At 72.0% G+C, this 15,286-nt stretch carries 16 protein-coding genes; 8 read left to right on the top strand and 8 right to left on the bottom strand.

Annotated elements, in window-relative coordinates:
• The first annotated feature begins 14 nt into the window (after positions 1 to 14).
• The 4 genes from QFZ74_RS01240 (at position 15) to QFZ74_RS01225 (ending at position 3,001) form a co-directional block, all read left to right on the top strand.
• The gene (locus QFZ74_RS01240) at positions 15 to 695 is read left to right on the top strand and encodes a ribonuclease H (protein ID WP_307618913.1); all 681 of its coding nucleotides are present in this window, start codon (positions 15 to 17) and stop codon (positions 693 to 695) included.
• Between the two features lie 253 nt (positions 696 to 948).
• The gene (locus tag QFZ74_RS01235; protein WP_307618912.1) at positions 949 to 1,323 is read left to right on the top strand and encodes a VOC family protein; all 375 of its coding nucleotides are present in this window, start codon (positions 949 to 951) and stop codon (positions 1,321 to 1,323) included.
• A gap of 115 nt (positions 1,324 to 1,438) precedes the next feature.
• Positions 1,439 to 2,422, top strand: coding sequence for an aldo/keto reductase (locus QFZ74_RS01230; protein WP_307618911.1), 984 nt, complete (start codon positions 1,439 to 1,441; stop codon positions 2,420 to 2,422).
• A gap of 93 nt (positions 2,423 to 2,515) precedes the next feature.
• A complete protein-coding gene (locus tag QFZ74_RS01225) occupies positions 2,516 to 3,001 on the top strand; it encodes a DUF6328 family protein (RefSeq protein WP_307618910.1) in 486 nt (161 codons plus the stop codon).
• On the opposite strand, the gene QFZ74_RS01220 is transcribed toward QFZ74_RS01225, so the two are convergent.
• The 6 genes from QFZ74_RS01220 to QFZ74_RS01195 all read right to left on the bottom strand — a co-directional run bounded on the left by QFZ74_RS01220 (position 2,986) and on the right by QFZ74_RS01195 (position 9,096).
• Positions 2,986 to 3,645, bottom strand: a complete 660-nt coding sequence (locus tag QFZ74_RS01220) for a DUF2238 domain-containing protein (protein WP_307618909.1) — start codon at positions 3,643 to 3,645, stop codon at positions 2,986 to 2,988. The two genes, QFZ74_RS01225 and QFZ74_RS01220, sit on opposite strands and share 16 nt — an antisense overlap.
• 92 nt (positions 3,646 to 3,737) lie before the next feature.
• Positions 3,738 to 5,327, bottom strand: a complete 1,590-nt coding sequence (locus tag QFZ74_RS01215) for a serine/threonine-protein kinase (protein ID WP_307618908.1) — start codon at positions 5,325 to 5,327, stop codon at positions 3,738 to 3,740.
• 137 nt (positions 5,328 to 5,464) lie between these two features.
• Complete coding sequence (locus QFZ74_RS01210) at positions 5,465 to 6,424, bottom strand: threonine/serine dehydratase (protein ID WP_307618907.1); 960 nt, start codon at positions 6,422 to 6,424, stop codon at positions 5,465 to 5,467.
• Positions 6,425 to 6,511: 87 nt separating this feature from the next.
• Positions 6,512 to 7,189, bottom strand: a complete 678-nt coding sequence (locus QFZ74_RS01205) for an AIM24 family protein (protein ID WP_307618906.1) — start codon at positions 7,187 to 7,189, stop codon at positions 6,512 to 6,514.
• Positions 7,190 to 7,279: 90 nt separating this feature from the next.
• Entirely contained in the window at positions 7,280 to 8,518 is a 1,239-nt protein-coding gene (locus QFZ74_RS01200; protein ID WP_307618905.1) for a serine hydrolase, read from the bottom strand.
• A gap of 227 nt (positions 8,519 to 8,745) precedes the next feature.
• Positions 8,746 to 9,096: a UBP-type zinc finger domain-containing protein gene (locus tag QFZ74_RS01195; protein ID WP_307618904.1), complete on the bottom strand. Its 351-nt coding sequence runs from the start codon at positions 9,094 to 9,096 to the stop codon at positions 8,746 to 8,748.
• Positions 9,097 to 9,220: 124 nt separating this feature from the next.
• Between QFZ74_RS01195 and QFZ74_RS01190 the strand changes: the two genes are divergently transcribed.
• Entirely contained in the window at positions 9,221 to 10,093 is an 873-nt protein-coding gene (locus QFZ74_RS01190) for a universal stress protein (protein WP_307618903.1), read from the top strand.
• Between the two features lie 31 nt (positions 10,094 to 10,124).
• Here QFZ74_RS01190 and QFZ74_RS01185 read toward each other — a convergent pair whose 3' ends face one another.
• Together QFZ74_RS01185 and QFZ74_RS01180 are read right to left on the bottom strand one after the other, a co-directional pair.
• On the bottom strand, positions 10,125 to 10,871 hold the full coding sequence (locus QFZ74_RS01185; protein WP_307618902.1) for an MBL fold metallo-hydrolase: 747 nt from the start codon (positions 10,869 to 10,871) through the stop codon (positions 10,125 to 10,127).
• A gap of 61 nt (positions 10,872 to 10,932) precedes the next feature.
• Complete coding sequence (locus tag QFZ74_RS01180; RefSeq protein ID WP_307618901.1) at positions 10,933 to 11,493, bottom strand: TetR/AcrR family transcriptional regulator; 561 nt, start codon at positions 11,491 to 11,493, stop codon at positions 10,933 to 10,935.
• 137 nt (positions 11,494 to 11,630) lie between these two features.
• Here QFZ74_RS01180 and uvrB point away from each other — a divergent pair, with 137 nt between their 5' ends.
• From uvrB to QFZ74_RS01165, 3 genes are all read left to right on the top strand, one after another.
• Positions 11,631 to 13,568: an excinuclease ABC subunit UvrB gene (gene uvrB / locus QFZ74_RS01175; protein ID WP_373462334.1), complete on the top strand. Its 1,938-nt coding sequence runs from the start codon at positions 11,631 to 11,633 to the stop codon at positions 13,566 to 13,568.
• A 198-nt stretch (positions 13,569 to 13,766) separates the two neighbouring features.
• Entirely contained in the window at positions 13,767 to 14,534 is a 768-nt protein-coding gene (locus QFZ74_RS01170; protein ID WP_307618900.1) for an SDR family oxidoreductase, read from the top strand.
• A 108-nt stretch (positions 14,535 to 14,642) separates the two neighbouring features.
• Positions 14,643 to 15,284, top strand: coding sequence for a TetR/AcrR family transcriptional regulator (locus QFZ74_RS01165; protein WP_307618899.1), 642 nt, complete (start codon positions 14,643 to 14,645; stop codon positions 15,282 to 15,284).
• Positions 15,285 to 15,286: the final 2 nt, after the last annotated feature.

Below are 15,286 nucleotides of genomic sequence, written 5' to 3'. Positions count from 1 at the left end.
GGCATGATCGTCGTATGCGTGAACGTGTTGTGGCCGCGTGCGACGGGGCTTCGAAGGGAAACCCCGGACCGGCGGGCTGGGCCTGGGTCGTCTCCGAGGACGAGCGGACTCCCTCCCGCTGGGAGGCGGGGCCGCTCGGCCGGGCGACCAACAACGTCGCCGAACTGACGGCGCTGGAACAGCTGTTGACGGCGACCGACCCCGACGTGCCGATCGAGATCCGGATGGACTCGCAGTACGCCATGAAGGCCGTCACCACCTGGCTGCCCGGCTGGAAGCGCAACGGCTGGAAGACAGCCGCGGGCAAGCCCGTCGCCAACCGGGAACTGGTCGTGCGCATCGACGAGCTGCTCGACGGCCGCTCCGTCGAGTTCCGCTACGTCGCCGCCCACCAGGTCGACGGCGACCCGCTGAACGACTTCGCCGACCGCGCCGCCAGCCAGGCCGCCTCGGTCCAGGAGTCCGCCGGAAGCGCCCTCGGCTCCCCGGTTCCGCCCCCCTCCCCGGACACCCCGGCCGCCGCCCCGCGCCGCAAGTCGCCCCGCGCCAAGGCCGGTTCGGGTTCCTCCTCGCGCACGCTCAAGGCCAAGTTCGCCGGCCGCTGCGTGTGCGGGCGCTCCTACGCGGCCGGCGAGTCCATCGCCAAGAACCCTCAGGGCTGGGGCCACCCGGAGTGCCGTACGGCCGCGGACTGACTCTTCCGACACGGCAAGTGAGCCTCGGCGGACGGGAGATCGCCCGGCCGTTGTGACGGCCGGGCCCGTCCGGTAAGGTCACCCGACGTGAACACCGGACCGGCGCCACGCCATTCACGGATCGGTCATCCGGTGGAGGGCTGACCGCACGGTGGGTGAGCTCCAGCCACCCCCGCCCGTCGTCACGCGGACCTCCCCGCGCTCGTGCACCGCGAACCCGTTCTCCGTGCCGAGCGACAGCGAGGAAATCCGTATGCCCGTGAGCTTCAACCACACCATCATCGCCGCCAAGGACCGTGACGAGTCCGCCCGGTTCTTCCGGGACCTGCTGGAACTTCCCGAGGCGCCGTCCTGGGGCCCGTTCACCAACATCCAGCTCCACGACGGCGTGCTGCTGCAGTTCGCCGAGCCGCCGGTCGACATCCAGATGCAGCACTACGCGTTCCTGATCGACGACGAGCTGTTCGACCGGGCGTACCGGCGCCTGTGCGACGGCGGCATCGAGCACTGGGCCGATCCGCAGATGCGGCGCCCCGGCGAGACCAACGACGAACACGGCGGCCGGGGCGTCTACTTCAAGGACCCGTCCGGTCACGCGATCGAGCTGATCACCCGCCCCTACCTGTAACACCGGTAGCCGGGAGAGCCGTCCGGCCGGGTGCGCGGCGCCCGGCCGGACGGCCCTCGTCGTCCCCTGGCCGGCCATTGAGGAACCGTCGGCGTGGGATGACAGACTGACCGGCATGGACGAACGTGTTATCGACAGGTCGGGGCAGCGGGCATCGGTCGTGGGCCTCGGCACCTGGCAGCTCGGCGCCGACTGGGGCGATGTCGAGGAGAAGCAGGCTCTCGCCGTGCTGGAGGCCGCGGCCGAGGCCGGAGTGACGTTCTTCGACACCGCCGACGTGTACGGCGACGGGCGCAGCGAGCAGACCATCGGCGCCTTCCTGCGCGGCAGGCCGGAGCTCGAGGTGCTGGTGGCCACCAAGATGGGGCGCCGGGCCGACCAGCTCCCGGAGAACTACGTCCTCGACAACTTCCGCGCCTGGAACGACCGTTCGCGCCGCAATCTCGGTGTCGAGCGGATCGACCTGGTCCAGCTGCACTGCCCGCCGACGCCGGTGTACTCGTCCGACGCGGTCTACGACGCCCTCGACACCCTGGTCGAGGAGGAGCGCATCGCGGCGTACGGCGTGAGCGTGGAGACCTGCGCCGAGGCGCTCACCGCGATCGCCCGGCCGAACGTGGCCAGCGTGCAGATCATCCTCAACCCCTTCCGCATGAAGCCCCTGCGCGAGGTGCTCCCGGCCGCCCGTGAGGCGGGCGTCGGCATCATCGCCCGCGTGCCGCTGGCCTCGGGCCTGCTCTCTGGCCGGTACACCAAGGACACGGTCTTCGCCCCCGACGACCACCGCACGTTCAACCGGCACGGCGAGGCCTTCGACCAGGGCGAGACCTTCTCCGGCGTCGACTACAGCACCGGCGTCGAGGCGGCCGCGAAGTTCGCCGCCCTCGCCCCCGAGGGCTGCACCCCGGCCCAGCTCGCCCTGCGCTGGATCATCGAGCAGCCCGGCGTCACCACCGTGATCCCCGGCGCCCGCACCGCGGAGCAGGCCCGCGCCAACGCGGCCGCTGCCGGCCTGCCGCCGCTCACGGACGGGACGCTCGACGCCGTCCGGGGCCTCTACGACCGCCGGATCAAGGACCAGGTCGAGAGCCGCTGGTAGAGCGGGGGCGGCCGGGAGCGGCGGAGCCCCCGCCGCTCCCGGTGGCCGCACCGGGCCGTTTGAACGGCCGCCGGGAGGGTTATCCGACACTGCATGACGGAGCCGGTGAGACGCACGGGGCGCGACGAGTCCGTGGAGGAGCGGGCCGACCGCATGTGGGGCGAGCTGATCCAGGAGGTCCGCGTCGCCCAGACCGGAGTACAGATCCTGTTCGGCTTCCTGCTGACCGTCGTCTTCACCCCGAAGTACGACGACCTGGCCCGCAGCGACCAGATCATCTACATCGTGACCGTCGTCCTCGGCGCGTCCGCGACCGGCGCCCTCGTCGGCCCGGTGTCCCTGCACCGGATGGTCTCCGGACGGCGCGTGAAGCCCTACGCGGTGCGCTGGGCGTCCCGGATGACCTTCGTCGGACTCGCCCTGCTGCTCGCCACCATGACCGCCTCACTGCTGCTGGTGCTCCGGGTGGCCACCCACGACGGCTTCGTACCGTGGATCGTCGCGATCGTCGTCGTCTGGTACCTGGTGTGCTGGTACCTGGTGCCCCTGTGGGCCCGGCGCGGTCACATGCGGCGCTGAGCCGCGCCCCCCAGCGCAGCGAGCTGCCGGTCGTGCACCCGGCTGAGCAGCAGGAGTGACAGGACCGCCCCGACCAGGGCACAGAACATGTCCCACTGGGTGTCCCAGACGTCGCCCTGAGTGGCGAGGAAGGCGTCCGCGCCGTGCCCGCCGATCACGGCCGCGGCCCACTCCAGCAGCTCGAAGCACGCGCTGAAGGCGAGGCAGGCGCACACGGTCAGCGGCGCCAGCCAGCGGCTGCCGCGCAGCGGCGAGGTGCGGCTGAGCAGCTCCCGCACCAGGATCGCCGGGACGAAGCCCTGCATCAGGTGGCCGAAGCGGTCGTACGGATTGCGGTCCAGGCCGAACGTGTCGCGCACCCAGTCGCCCAACGGCACCCGCGCGTAGGTGTAATGGCCGCCCACCGCGAGCACCAGCGCGTGCGCCGCCAGCAGTCCGCACAGCAGCCCGGTGAGCGGGAACCGGCGCCAGGTCACGACGATCAGCGGCAGCCCGATCAGCACCCACATCGTCTCCAGGAACCAGGTCGTACGATCCCGCACACCCCAAGCCGACACGGCCGTCCCCACGACCACCACCCCGGCCGCCAGGACGGGCACGGTCGGGCGCGGGGCTCGGCGCGGGGCCGGGGGGACTGTCGTCATGGCGGGCTCCTTGTGGTGGGGAGGCCCATGATGGGGGCGCGCCGGAGCGGCGGCATGAGTACGGCTACTCAGCCCGTGCCGATGCGCCGCTCTCAGACAGCCGGCGCCCGGAACGTGGCGAGGACGGTCTTCAGCGTGAGCCGGCTGCCGGCGTCGTTCCAGGCGTCGGCCGGGGTCGTGAAGCGCAGGGAGTAGCCGCGCCGGCCGCCGATCAGGAAGCCGCGCCCGAAGGTGCGCACGCGGTCGTCCCCGGTCCCCGAGAGCCAGGCCATGTCGGCGGCCCGGTTCCCCTGGTACGTCGTCGCGTCGATCCCCCCGATCCGCCGGAAGCCGTCGAGCCGCTCCAGCGCCGGTTGGACGTCGTCCCGCCACACGGCGACCGGGTCCGGCCCGAGGCTCTCGCTGTAGGTGACCGCGAGGAGGGGCGCGTCGCCCCCGTCCGGCCCGAACGTGACGCGATAGGCGTCGTCGTCGCGGGCGGTGCGGATGCGCCGCCAGTCGGCGGGGAGGGCGAGGGAGAAGCCCTCCGGGGCGGTGTAGCGGCGGAAGCCGGCCGGTAGCGCGGAGGCGGAGCGGGAGGCGGAGGGCGAGGGCGAGGGCGAGCGCGAGAGGGAGGGGCGGGCCGTCGGGGCGCTGCCGGGCGGGCCGGCCGTGGCGGGCGGGCGAGGGGGCGGGCTCGCTGTCGTGTCGGACCCGGGCAGCCCCTGGGTGGCGGCGAGGACGGCCACCGACACGGTGACGACGGCCAGCACGGTCCCGGCCACCATGGTCCGCCGGCTCCAGCGGCGCCCGAGGTTCAGGGCACCGGCGTAGGCCACGCGCAGCCGGGGCAGCGCGCAGGCGCCCCGCGAGCCGGCCGCCGCGTCGTCCGTCAGCACCCGGTGCAGGGCGTCGCGCACCACCGGGCGGGTCAGCCGCTCCCGGGGGTTCTTGCGCAGCAGCCCCTGCACGGTCTGCGTCAGCGGACCGGCGCGCAGCGGGGTGCGCAGCGGCAGCCGGTCCACGCCCTTCAGGGTCGCGTCGAGCCGGCCCCGGTCACGGAACGGCGGGCGCCCCTCGACCATCGTGTAGAGGATCGCGCCGAGCGCCCACAAGTCCGCGGCGGGACCGAGGCGTTCGTCCCGGGCCTGCTCGGGCGAGGCGTACGACGGCGCCGTCACCCGCGGCGCGAGGGTCGCCCCGGCCAGCCCGAACCCGGCGACGACGAGCGGGCCTTCGGGGCGGACGAACACCTGGCCGGGACTGAGTTCGCCATGGGTGAGGCCCTCGGCGTGCGCGGCCTCCAGCACGTCGAGCAGTTCGAGGCCGATCCGGGCCGCGCGGACGTAGTGGAACGCGCCCTGCTCGGCGAGGAGTTGACCGAGCGGGGTGCCGTCGATCCAGTCCGCGACGGTCCACAGCGTGCCCGCCTCCTCGACCGCGTCGATCAGCGTGGCCACCCGGCCCGGCCGCAGCAGCCCCAGCACCTCGCCGGCGCGCACGAGGCGGGCGACGGTCCGGTGTCCGGTGTCGCCCGCCGCGCGGCCGGGCAGCGTGATCCCGGTCAGCAGCCGCGGCCGCCGCGCGTGGACGTCCTCGGCACGCCAGCACACCCGGTTCGTCTCGCGGTGGACGACTTCCAGCAGTCGGTAGCGTCCGGCGACCCACTCGTGTGCGGAGACGTGCGCCTCGGTCATGACCATCCCTCGCTGAAACGCTGCCGTTGCCTTCCCGGAAGTACGCGGGACGCCACGCAGTGTGTTCAACGGATTCCCAACTCCCTGAAAGTGCCTGGCTTTTCAGGTGGCCGGCACGCCGTCGGCCGGTCAGCTCAGCCCGCTCAGCTCAGCCCGAACCGCTCCGTCCAGCCCGCGACTTCGCGAGGCGTCGCGTTGCCCCCGCACACCACCAGCCCGAGCCGTGCCCTCTCGCCCACCCGCTCCAGAACCCGCCGGGCCGCGGGCAGCAGACAGCCGGCGGCGGGCTCCGCCCACACCTTGGCGTGGTCGGCGAGGTCCAGGCAGCCGCGTACGGCCTCCCGGTCGGAGACCGTGAGAACCTCGGTGACCAGCGCGGACGCATGGTCGTACGTCAGCCGGGACACGGACGGGGCGCTCAGCGTGGTGACGATCGACGACACCTCGACCGGAACCGGGCCGCCCGCCGCCAGCGCCGCCGCCATGGCCTGCGCGCCCTCCGGCTCCACGCCCCACACCCGCACCCCCGGGCGGCGGGCACGCAGCGCGGCGGCCACACCGGCGATCAGGCCACCACCGCCGACGCTGACGAGGACGTCCGTCAACTCATCGGCGTCATCGGTGAGTTCCAGACCCACGGTGCCCTGCGCGGCGATCACCACCGGATCGTCGAAGGGGTGGACCAGTGTCAGCCCCTCGTCCCGCAGCCGGGTCACCAGGTCGAAGGCGCCCGCCATGTCGTCGGTCAACTGCACCGACGCCCCGGCGTCCTGTGCGGCCTGGATGGAACGCGCGGGCGCCGTACGGGGCATGACGACCATCGCCTTCACCTCCAGCGCGGCCGCCATCGTCGCGACGGCGACCCCGTGATTGCCGCCGCTCATCGCCACCACACCCGCGGCCCGCTCGGCGTCACTGAGCGACAGCAGCTTCGCCGTCGCCCCGCGCGCCTTGAACGAGCCGGTGCGCTGGAGCAGTTCGAGCTTCGTGGTGACCGGGACGCCGAGCAGAGCGGACAGCCCGGGGCTCGGCACGGTCGGGGTACGTACGACGTGTCCCGCGATGCGCTCCGCCGCGGCTTCGATGTCCGTGATGCCGATCAAGGCAGTTCACCCCTCCGGCGCGGGGGTGGGAGTCCGCGCCGTTCGCAGCCCTACCCGTGGAGTCCCACGGTCAACACCGCGTGTCCGTCAGTGCTGTTGGGCCTTCTGCGGCGTCGCCTCGCTCGGGCGCACGACGACGTACCCGTCGCCCTGGAGCATCAACTGCACCGCTTCCCCCGAACCGCCGCGCAGCATCGAGCCGATGGACTGCGACCGGTGCAGCGAGGTCTGCAGCGCGGAGGTCCAGCCGACCACCGCGTCCGTGTCGACGTACACCGGCTGCCGGGGCGAGACGGGGATGACGAGCGGGCTGCCCTCGCAGACCAGACCGAGGCTGCCGTGCCCGGTGAAGACGCTGTTGAACAGGCCGCCCCCGGCGATACCCGCGCCCTTGACGGTCCTTATCTCGTACGACAGCGAGGCGTCGAAGCACAGCACGTTGCGGCCGTTGACGGTGAACTGGTCGCCGCGCTCGACCTCGACGACGAAGCAGTTCTGCGCCTCGTACGCGAACCACGCCTCGCCCTGCCCGCGCACCGTCATCAGGGGCAGCCCCTCGCCGGTGACCGCGCGCTTGAGCATGCCGCCGACGCCCTGCCCCTTGCGCTCGAACCGCAGATCGCCGCGGAAGGCGATCATCGCGCCCTGCCGGGCGAACATCTCGCCGTTCACCGTGTACTTGAGGCACTTGGCGTTCTCGACGGACAGGCCCGGCTCGACGGCCGGCTGGACCATGTGCTGACTGGAAAAGAGATCACCCTTCATGCGGGCATCTTGTCCCGGAGTACCTGGTTCCGCCAAGATCGGGGAAAGGGCGGCCCGTTGGACCGCCCTTTCCCGGCCGACGAGGCGCGATCAGTCGCGCGCCACCGACGGCGCGATGTCCTCGTACCGCTCGAAGTGCCGCTCGGAGACGGTCCGCTCCCGCGTGGTCCCGCTCGCCTTCTTCTTGCCACAGAACGCCGACTCCAGCGTGCCCGCCATCGTGTTGAGCACGGTGGCGTTGTTGGAGGTGTTGGCGACCGCGGTGAGGCTGCGCTTGCCGTCCTTGCTGGTGAAGGCGTACGTGTAGTAGCCCTGGACGGTGCCCGTGTGCCCGTACACCGAGGTGCCGCAGGACAGGGTGCGGCGGCGCAGCCCGAGCCCGTACGCCGTCGTGCTGTTGACCTTCGTCCAGCGCTCCATCTCCGCGAGCCGCGCCGAGGACATCAGACGCCCGCCGAGCAGTGCCGAGTAGAACGTGTTCAGGTCGTGGGCGCTGGAGATGATCGCGCCCGCGCTCTGGGCCCAGGAGACCGTCTGCCGGGTCGAGTCGACCAGGGCGGCGCCCTTGGTGTCGGGGGTGAGGTAGCCGCGGGTGTACGTGCCCGGCAGCTTGGTGTCCGGGTGGACGTAGAAGGTGTCGTTCAGCTTGAGCGGCTTGAAGATGCGGTTCTGGTACTCGGTCCGCACCGAGTGCCCGGTGAGCTTCTCGATGAGCATCCCGGCGACCACGAAGTTCGTGTTGGAGTACGCGTACGCGGCGCCGGGCGCGTTGGTGCGCTTCTTCTTCAGCGAGAGGTTCACCAACTGGCGGTAGGTGAAGACCTTGTCGCGGACCGCCTCGAAGCCGGACACGCTCTTGGCGAACATGTCGTTGGTGTAGTCGTACAGCCCGCTGCGGTGGCTCAGGACGTGCCGCACGGTGATGCGGTCGTCCGGCAGCAGCCCCGGGAGGTAGCGGTTGACCGGGGCGTCCAGGCTGAGCTTGTGGGCGTCGGCCAACTGCAGCAGGACGACGGCCGAGAAGCTCTTGGTGACACTGCCGACGCGGAAGCGGTCCCCGGTGCCGATGCCCCGCCTGGTGCCGCGGTCGGCGAGGCCCCGCACCTCCTTGTAGACCGTGCCGTGGTCGTCGACCCGGGCCATGGCGCCCGGCGCGCCCTGCGCCACCGCCGAGCGCAGCACGCTCCGCAGCCCCGCCGTGTCGGGCGCCGGCAGCGCGGCGGCCGCCCTGGTGTGCGCGGTGCCGGGCGCGGCCTGCGCGGGCACCGCGAGGAGCGACAGGACGACCGCTCCGAGGACCGCGCTTCTGCCCACCGTTGCTGAGACCATTCGGTTCCCACTCCCATCTCCGCCGGAACCGGTACGAGACCGGTCACGTTCCGGCGTGGGAACCTACTCGCCTCCCGTCACTTCTCAAGAGCTGACACACAGTTGGCGATCCGCGCGTCACTCGGTGGAGTCAACCGCGGAGCCGGTGCGAACAGATGAACGCCCCGCCATGTGGGCGGGGCGTTCGGACTTCGGACTCTCGGGACGTCAGCGGGCTCTCGGGGACGTCAGCGGATCGTGTCGGCCCAGTTCTCCGGCACCCTTCCCGCCGGCCCCGGGACCGGCTGGTCGGCGGGGTGACTGGCTGGGGGAGCCAGCTCGGGCCCGCCGGTGTACAGCTCGCCCGTGTCGAAGTCCCAGAACCAGCCCTCGCCCGGCTCGAAGCTGCGCATCACCCGGTGGCCGGTGGCCTCGTAGTGGGCGGTGGCGTGCTTGGACGGCGAGCTGTCGCAGCAGCCGATGTGCCCGCACTGGGCACAGCGCCGCAGGTGGAACCACCAGCCGCCGGTCGCGTCGCACTCCACGCAGCCGTTGCCGCTCGGCGGGACGCTCGGGTCGATCGCGGAGTCGATGGTCATGGCGCCTCCTCCTCGCTCCGCGGTCCATCGTAGGGGCGTCCGCCCGGCTTCGCTCAGGCACGCATGGTGGGGCCCACCTGGTGAAGACTGGTCCTGGAAGCGGAGCCAGAAGGAGGCCGGACACATGAGACGCCCGATCACGGCAGGGGTGGACGGCACGGAGGAGAGCGTGGCCGCTCTGGCGTGGGCGGCCCGGGAGGCCGTACGCCGGGTGCTGCCCCTGCGCCTGGTGCACGCGTGGCGGTTCCAGCCGTACGAGGAGTTCGGCGGGACGGACCGGGAGACGCAGGGCGCGTGGGCACGGGACGTGGTGACGCGGGCGGCGCGCGCCGTCACCGAGCGCCATCCGGAACTCGCGGTGTCCGTCGACGTCCTCGAGGGGCCGGTCGTGGAGTCGCTCGTGACCGCTGCCGCCGACGCGGAGATGCTGGTGCTCGGCTCGCGCGGGCACGGGCCGGTGGTCGGGTTCCTGCTCGGCTCCGTCGGCCAGCAGGTGATCGCCGAGGCCACGCGGCCCGTCGTCCTCGTGCGGGCGGGGGACCGGCCCGCGGGGGAGGCGGCCGGGCGGGAGATCGTCGTGGGACAGCAGGGCAGCCCGCAGGACAGCGCGGCCGCGCTGCGCTTCGCGTTCGAGGCGGCGGCGGCCCGTGGCGCGGGTGTCCGGGCCGTACGGGCCTGGACCCTGCCGCCCGTCTTCGCCTACAGCCCGGGCTCGCTGAAGTTCCTCGACGAGGCCGGCGGCCTGGAGCCGTACGAGAAGAGGGCCCTGGCCGAGGCGCTGAAGCCGTGGCGGGAGCGGTTCCCGGGCGTGCGCGTGGCCGAGCACGTGGAGATGGGCAGCGCGGGCCAGGTGCTGCTGTCGGTGGCCGGACGGGCCCAGCTGATGGTCGTCGGACGCCGCGCCCACCGCACCGCGGTCGGCGCCCGCATCGGCTCCGTGGCCCACGGGGTGCTGCACCACGCTGACTGCCCGGTGGCCGTGGTCCCGCACGACTGACGGCCGTCGCCGCCGGGACCGCCCGCTGTCGTCAGGCCGCCCGTTCGCGCGCCCGCTCGGCGGCCCGGCGTACCGAGCCGTGGTGCACGGGGCCGTGGCCCGGGAGCAGGATGTCGCCGTCGAGGCGGGCGATCAGCTCCAGCGAGGCGACCGTCCGCGCGCGGTCGTGGTGGAACATGTCGGGCAGCAGTTGCGGTCCCTCCATGCGGCAGAGGGCGTGGCCGCTGACCAGGGCGTCGCCGGAGATGACGATGCCCAGGTCCGGCAGGTGGTAGACGGTGTGCCCGTCCGTGTGGCCCGGGGTGTGCACCGGGACGGGGTGCCCCGGCAGATCGAGCTCGCCCTCGCTCGGGAACGGCTCCGGCGCGGTGACCGGATGCTGCTCGGTGCCGCCCGAGCGCAGCACGTGCGCCAGCCACGGGACGGTGCCCGGCCGCCAGATGTTGCGCAGCACCGCGCCCACCGACACCTGCTGGAGGAACTCGCGGCGCGCGTGCGGGACTTCGGCCTCGTGCAGATAGACCGGGGTGCCGTACGTCCGGTGCAGGTACTCGGCCGAGCCGAGGTGGTCGTTGTGCGCGTGGGTGATGAGCACGGCCGCGACCGCCTCCGGCGAACTGCCCACCGCCGCCAGCGAATCGAGGAGCCCCGGCCGGTCGCCGGGGTAGCCGGTGTCCACCAGCGTGACGGCCTCCCCGTCCGTGAGGATCACCCAGTTGGTGTGACCGCCGTGCACCAGGTAGGTACCGTCGGCGACTTGGCGTACCTCTGCCCGCATGTTCTCCCCGCCTCCTGAGGTTCCGGCCCGGTACGGAACACCCAACCAGACACGCTCACTTCTATGGGGCGTACGCGTCGGCCAGCCGTAGTGCGGTGGACCGGGCCAGGGCGATGGGGTCCGGCGTGCTGAGCGCCTCCGCGAGGGTGAGGGCCGCGATTCCGTGGACGAGGGACCACACCGCCTCACTGGTCGCGGTGCGGCCGGCCCCGTCAGTCGGGGGGCCGTCTGCGTCGAGCCTGGCCGTGAGCAGGTCGAACACGTGCCGGCGCGCGGCACGGAAGGCGGCGTCGGTGTCGTGGACCAGGTCCAGGCGGAACATCACGGCGTAGTAGCCGGGGTGTGTGATCGCGAATCCGACGTAGGTTCCGGCGGCCCTGTCCAGGCGGCCGCCTGCCTCTGAGGCACTGAGGGCGGCGGCGAGCAGGTCGAAGCCCTGGGTCGCCAGTGCGGTGAACAGCCCCCTGCGGTCCTTGAAGTGGTACGTCGGCGCGGCATGCGAGACGCCCGCCCGGCGTGCCAGGTCCCGCAGCGAAAGCGTGTCCGGGCCGGCGGCGGCGACGAGCTCGGCGGCGGTCGCCAGGACCTGGCCGCGCAGGTTTCCGTGGTGGTACGGCGTCACGGCGGCACCCTATCGCCCGGACTGGTCACTGACAAGATACTAGTCATTGACAAGATTACGATGATGACACAAACTAGACGCTGACTAGTTAGTGTTTGTCCGCTTCTGTGCGGTTACATCGAGTCCAGGAGCAGCCCGTGGCATTCCCTTCCGAGAACCGGCGCATCACGCTCGCCGACCACACCGTCGACGAGGTCATCCGCGCCGGCCGGCCGTTCCAGGTGGTCTCCCGCCACAGTCCGGCCGGCGACCAGCCGCAGGCGATCGCCGAGCTGGAAGCGCACGTCCGGGCCGGGGAGAGCGACGTGGTGCTCCTCGGTGCCACGGGCACCGGCAAGTCCGCGACGACCGCCTGGCTCATCGAGAAGCTGCAGCGGCCCACGCTCGTGCTCGCGCCGAACAAGACGCTCGCCAGCCAGCTCGCGAACGAGCTGCGTGAGCTGTTCCCGCACAACGCGGTGGAGTACTTCGTCTCCTTCTACGACCACTACCGGCCCGAGTCGTACGCCCCGAGCACCGACACGTACTTCGCGAAGGAGTCGGTCTCCAACAAGGAGGTCGACCGGCTGCGGCACTCGGCGACCTGGTCGCTGCTCAGCCGCCGCGACGTGATCGTCGTGGCGTCCGTCTCGTGCATCTACGGCCTCGGCACGCCTCAGTCCTACCTCGACCGTTCGTTCGAGCTGGCGGTGGGCGACACCCTCGATCGGGAGGAACTGCTCGCGGCACTCGTCGATATCCAGTACACGCGCACCGACTCCGAGTTGACCCGGGGCGGTTTCCGCGTCCGCGGCGACACCATCGACATCCACCCCGCCTACGACCGCACGATGCTGCGGGTGGAGATGTTCGGCGACACGGTCGAACGGCTCACCGTCGCCGACCCGGAGACCGGCGAGGTGCGCGAGGCCGTGGACCGGATGCGCGTGTTCCCCGCCACCCACTACTCCGCCGGCCCCGAGCGGATGCGCGCGGCAGCCGACTCGATCCAGGCCGAGCTCGCGCAGCGGGTCGCGGAGCTGCGCCGCGGCGGCAAGCTGCTGGAGGCCGACCGTCTGCAGACGCGGACGGAACACGACATCGAACTGATCCGGCACACCCGGGTCGCCTCCGGGATGGAGAACTACTCCCGGCACCTGGACGGGCGCGCCCCCGGCGATCCCCCGTCCACGCTCCTGGACTACTTCCCCGAGGACATGCTCGTGGTCATCGACGAGTCACACGTGACGGTGCCGCAGCTGTCCGGTATGAGCCAGGGCGACGCGGCGCGCAAGAACATCCTGGTCGACCACGGATTCCGGCTGCCTTCCGCGCTGGACAACCGTCCCCTGACGTGGAAGGAGTTCGCCGCGCGATGCCCGCAGCGGGTCTACCTGTCCGCGACCCCGGGCAGGTTCGAGCTGACCGCCGCCCGGGGCGCGGTCGTCGAGCAGATCATCCGGCCGACCGGACTGCTCGATCCGCAGGTGATGGTCAAGCCGAGCGCCGGCCAGATGGAGGACCTGCTCGCGCAGATCCGCGAACGGTCCGCCCGTGGCGAGCGGACCTTGGTGACGACGTTGACCAAGCGGATGTCGGAGGAGCTGAGCGACTACCTCGAGTCGCAAGGAGTCCGCGTCCGCTACCTGCACTCCGGCGTCACCACCCTGCGCCGCGTCGAACTGCTCGCCGAACTGCGCCGCGGCGACTTCGACGTGCTGGTCGGCATCAACCTCCTGCGTGAGGGACTCGACCTGCCGGAGGTCTCGCTGGTCGCGATCCTCGATGCCGACCAGGACGGAGTCTTCCGCTCGGACACGGCGCTGGTCCAGATGATCGGCCGCGCGGCACGCAACGTCAACGGCGAAGTGCACATGTACGCGGATCGGATGACGCCCTCGATGCAGCGCGCCATCGACGAGACCGACCGGCGCCGGATGCTGCAGGCGGCCCACAACCGGACGCACGGAATACGCCCGACCGCCCTGCGTAAGAAGATCGAGAACACGGTGCCCGCCCAGTACCCGCAGGCGCATCACCCGACCACCGGCACGTCCTACAACCGCAGGATGGCGACAGGCGCGCGGAACGGTTGAGCGCCGGCATCGGTAAGCCGACAGCGGTCATACGTGCGTGCCCTTGGATCGCCGGGGGCGCGTCCGCGCTCGTGGCGTCCCGCCTTGCCGAGGGGCACCTTGGGTACTAAGGAGAGATTTGTCCGTAGGTGCCCCGTGGAGGACGTACGTGCCCCCGTGGAGGACGTACGTGTCCCGTGGAGGAAGGGAGTGGGGTCCATGGCCGTCATCGACCGGGTTCTCGTCGTCGGCGCCACCGGTCGCACCGGCCGGCATGTCGTCGTGGAGGCCGTCCACCACGGGCTCACACCGGTGGCGCTCGTCCGGGACGCCTCCCACGCGAGCGGCCTGCCGAACGCCACCGAGATCGTCGTCGGTGACCTGACCGAGCCGGACTCCCTCACGGACGCCGTGCGCGACGTGGACGCGGTGATCTTCGTGCACGGCTCGGGCGACGACCCCCGCTCCGACTCGTACGAGCGCGTCGACTACGGCGGCGTCGTCAACGTGCTGCGCGCGCTCGGCGACCGACGCCCCCGGATCGCCCTCCAGACGACGATCTTCGTCACACGCCGCGACCACCCCTTCAACGAGGTCGGCCAGGCCCTGGACTGGAAGCGCCGTTCGGAGCGCGTCGTACGGCTCAGCGGCGCCCCCTACACGATCGTGCGGCCCGGCTGGCTGGACGCCGGGGCCAAGGGCGACCATCTGCGCATCGAGCAGGGTGACACGAGCGAGGACAACGCCAGCCGCGCCGCCGTCGCCTCCCTGCTCGTCCAGGCCCTGCTCGACACCAACGCGACCGGCAAGACCTTCGAGGTCTTCTCCGGCCCCGGCCCCGCCACCACCGACTTCGGCGCCCTGTTCGTCGAGGCCCAGCCGGACGCCCCCGGCGCCCTCGACGCCGTCCGGGACGCCACCAACCTCCCCCTCGACGAGGAACCCGCGCGTGTCCGCGACGACCTCACGGAGCTCGGCATCCTCTGATCCCACACCGTGCGACACCTGGAACTCCTCGCTCCGCGCCCTTTCGGTACACGAACGCATCGGATACATTCGCGTATCGAACGGGCGGTCAAGGGAACGGGGGGCGGCGTGGAGCAGCCGGTCAAGCGCGTCACCAGACGCCGGGTCCGGACCCGGGCGAAGCTGCTGGACGCCGCGTTCACCGTGTTCGCCGCCAAGGGTTTCGGGCGCGTCTCGATCGAGGAGGTCTGCGAGGCCGCCGGCTTCAGCAGGGGCGCCTTCTACTCGAACTTCGCCACCCTGGACGAGCTGTTCTTCGCCCTGTACCGGGAGCGGGCCGACCTCATCGCCGCCCAGGTGGCAAACGCGCTCGCCCACGACGGCCCCGCCCTCGACGTCACCGCCTCCGTGGACCGCGTCACCGAGGTACTGCTCCTCGACGTGGACTGGCTGCTGGTGAAGACCGACTTCCTGGTCCACGCCGCCCGCGCCCCGCACGTCGCCGAGGCCCTGCTCGACCACCGGGCGCGCCTGCGCGGCGCCGTCGCCGAGCGCCTCTGCCGGGCCGAACTCCCCGCCGTCCTGGGCGATTCCGAGGCCGCCGCCCACGCCGTCGTCGCCGCCTACGACGGGGTGACCACCCAACTCCTGCTGGACCGGGACGTGGAGCACGCGCGGGCCTGGCTCAAGCAGCTGCTCACCGCCCTGCTGACCGACGGCAGCGGCACCCCCGTACGAGCCACCCCACGAGCCACCCCACCACCAGCCTGAGG

The sequence above is a fragment of the Streptomyces sp. V3I7 genome, assembly GCF_030817495.1.
In the GTDB taxonomy this organism is placed as follows: Bacteria; Actinomycetota; Actinomycetes; order Streptomycetales; family Streptomycetaceae; genus Streptomyces.
This window is presented reverse-complemented; position numbering and strand designations above follow the sequence as displayed.

Coding starts and splice junctions, on each gene's coding strand:
- QFZ74_RS01170 (WP_307618900.1), top strand. CDS start 13,767: ATGGCCGTCATCGACCGGGTTCTCGTCGTCGGCGCCACCGGTCGCACC.
- QFZ74_RS01240 (WP_307618913.1), top strand. CDS start 15: ATGCGTGAACGTGTTGTGGCCGCGTGCGACGGGGCTTCGAAGGGAAAC.
- QFZ74_RS01225 (WP_307618910.1), top strand. CDS start 2,516: ATGACGGAGCCGGTGAGACGCACGGGGCGCGACGAGTCCGTGGAGGAG.
- QFZ74_RS01200 (WP_307618905.1), bottom strand. CDS start 8,518: ATGGTCTCAGCAACGGTGGGCAGAAGCGCGGTCCTCGGAGCGGTCGTC.
- QFZ74_RS01190 (WP_307618903.1), top strand. CDS start 9,221: ATGAGACGCCCGATCACGGCAGGGGTGGACGGCACGGAGGAGAGCGTG.
- QFZ74_RS01205 (WP_307618906.1), bottom strand. CDS start 7,189: ATGAAGGGTGATCTCTTTTCCAGTCAGCACATGGTCCAGCCGGCCGTC.
- QFZ74_RS01230 (WP_307618911.1), top strand. CDS start 1,439: ATGGACGAACGTGTTATCGACAGGTCGGGGCAGCGGGCATCGGTCGTG.
- QFZ74_RS01220 (WP_307618909.1), bottom strand. CDS start 3,645: ATGACGACAGTCCCCCCGGCCCCGCGCCGAGCCCCGCGCCCGACCGTG.
- QFZ74_RS01215 (WP_307618908.1), bottom strand. CDS start 5,327: ATGGTCATGACCGAGGCGCACGTCTCCGCACACGAGTGGGTCGCCGGA.
- QFZ74_RS01195 (WP_307618904.1), bottom strand. CDS start 9,096: ATGACCATCGACTCCGCGATCGACCCGAGCGTCCCGCCGAGCGGCAAC.
- QFZ74_RS01235 (WP_307618912.1), top strand. CDS start 949: ATGCCCGTGAGCTTCAACCACACCATCATCGCCGCCAAGGACCGTGAC.
- QFZ74_RS01185 (WP_307618902.1), bottom strand. CDS start 10,871: ATGCGGGCAGAGGTACGCCAAGTCGCCGACGGTACCTACCTGGTGCAC.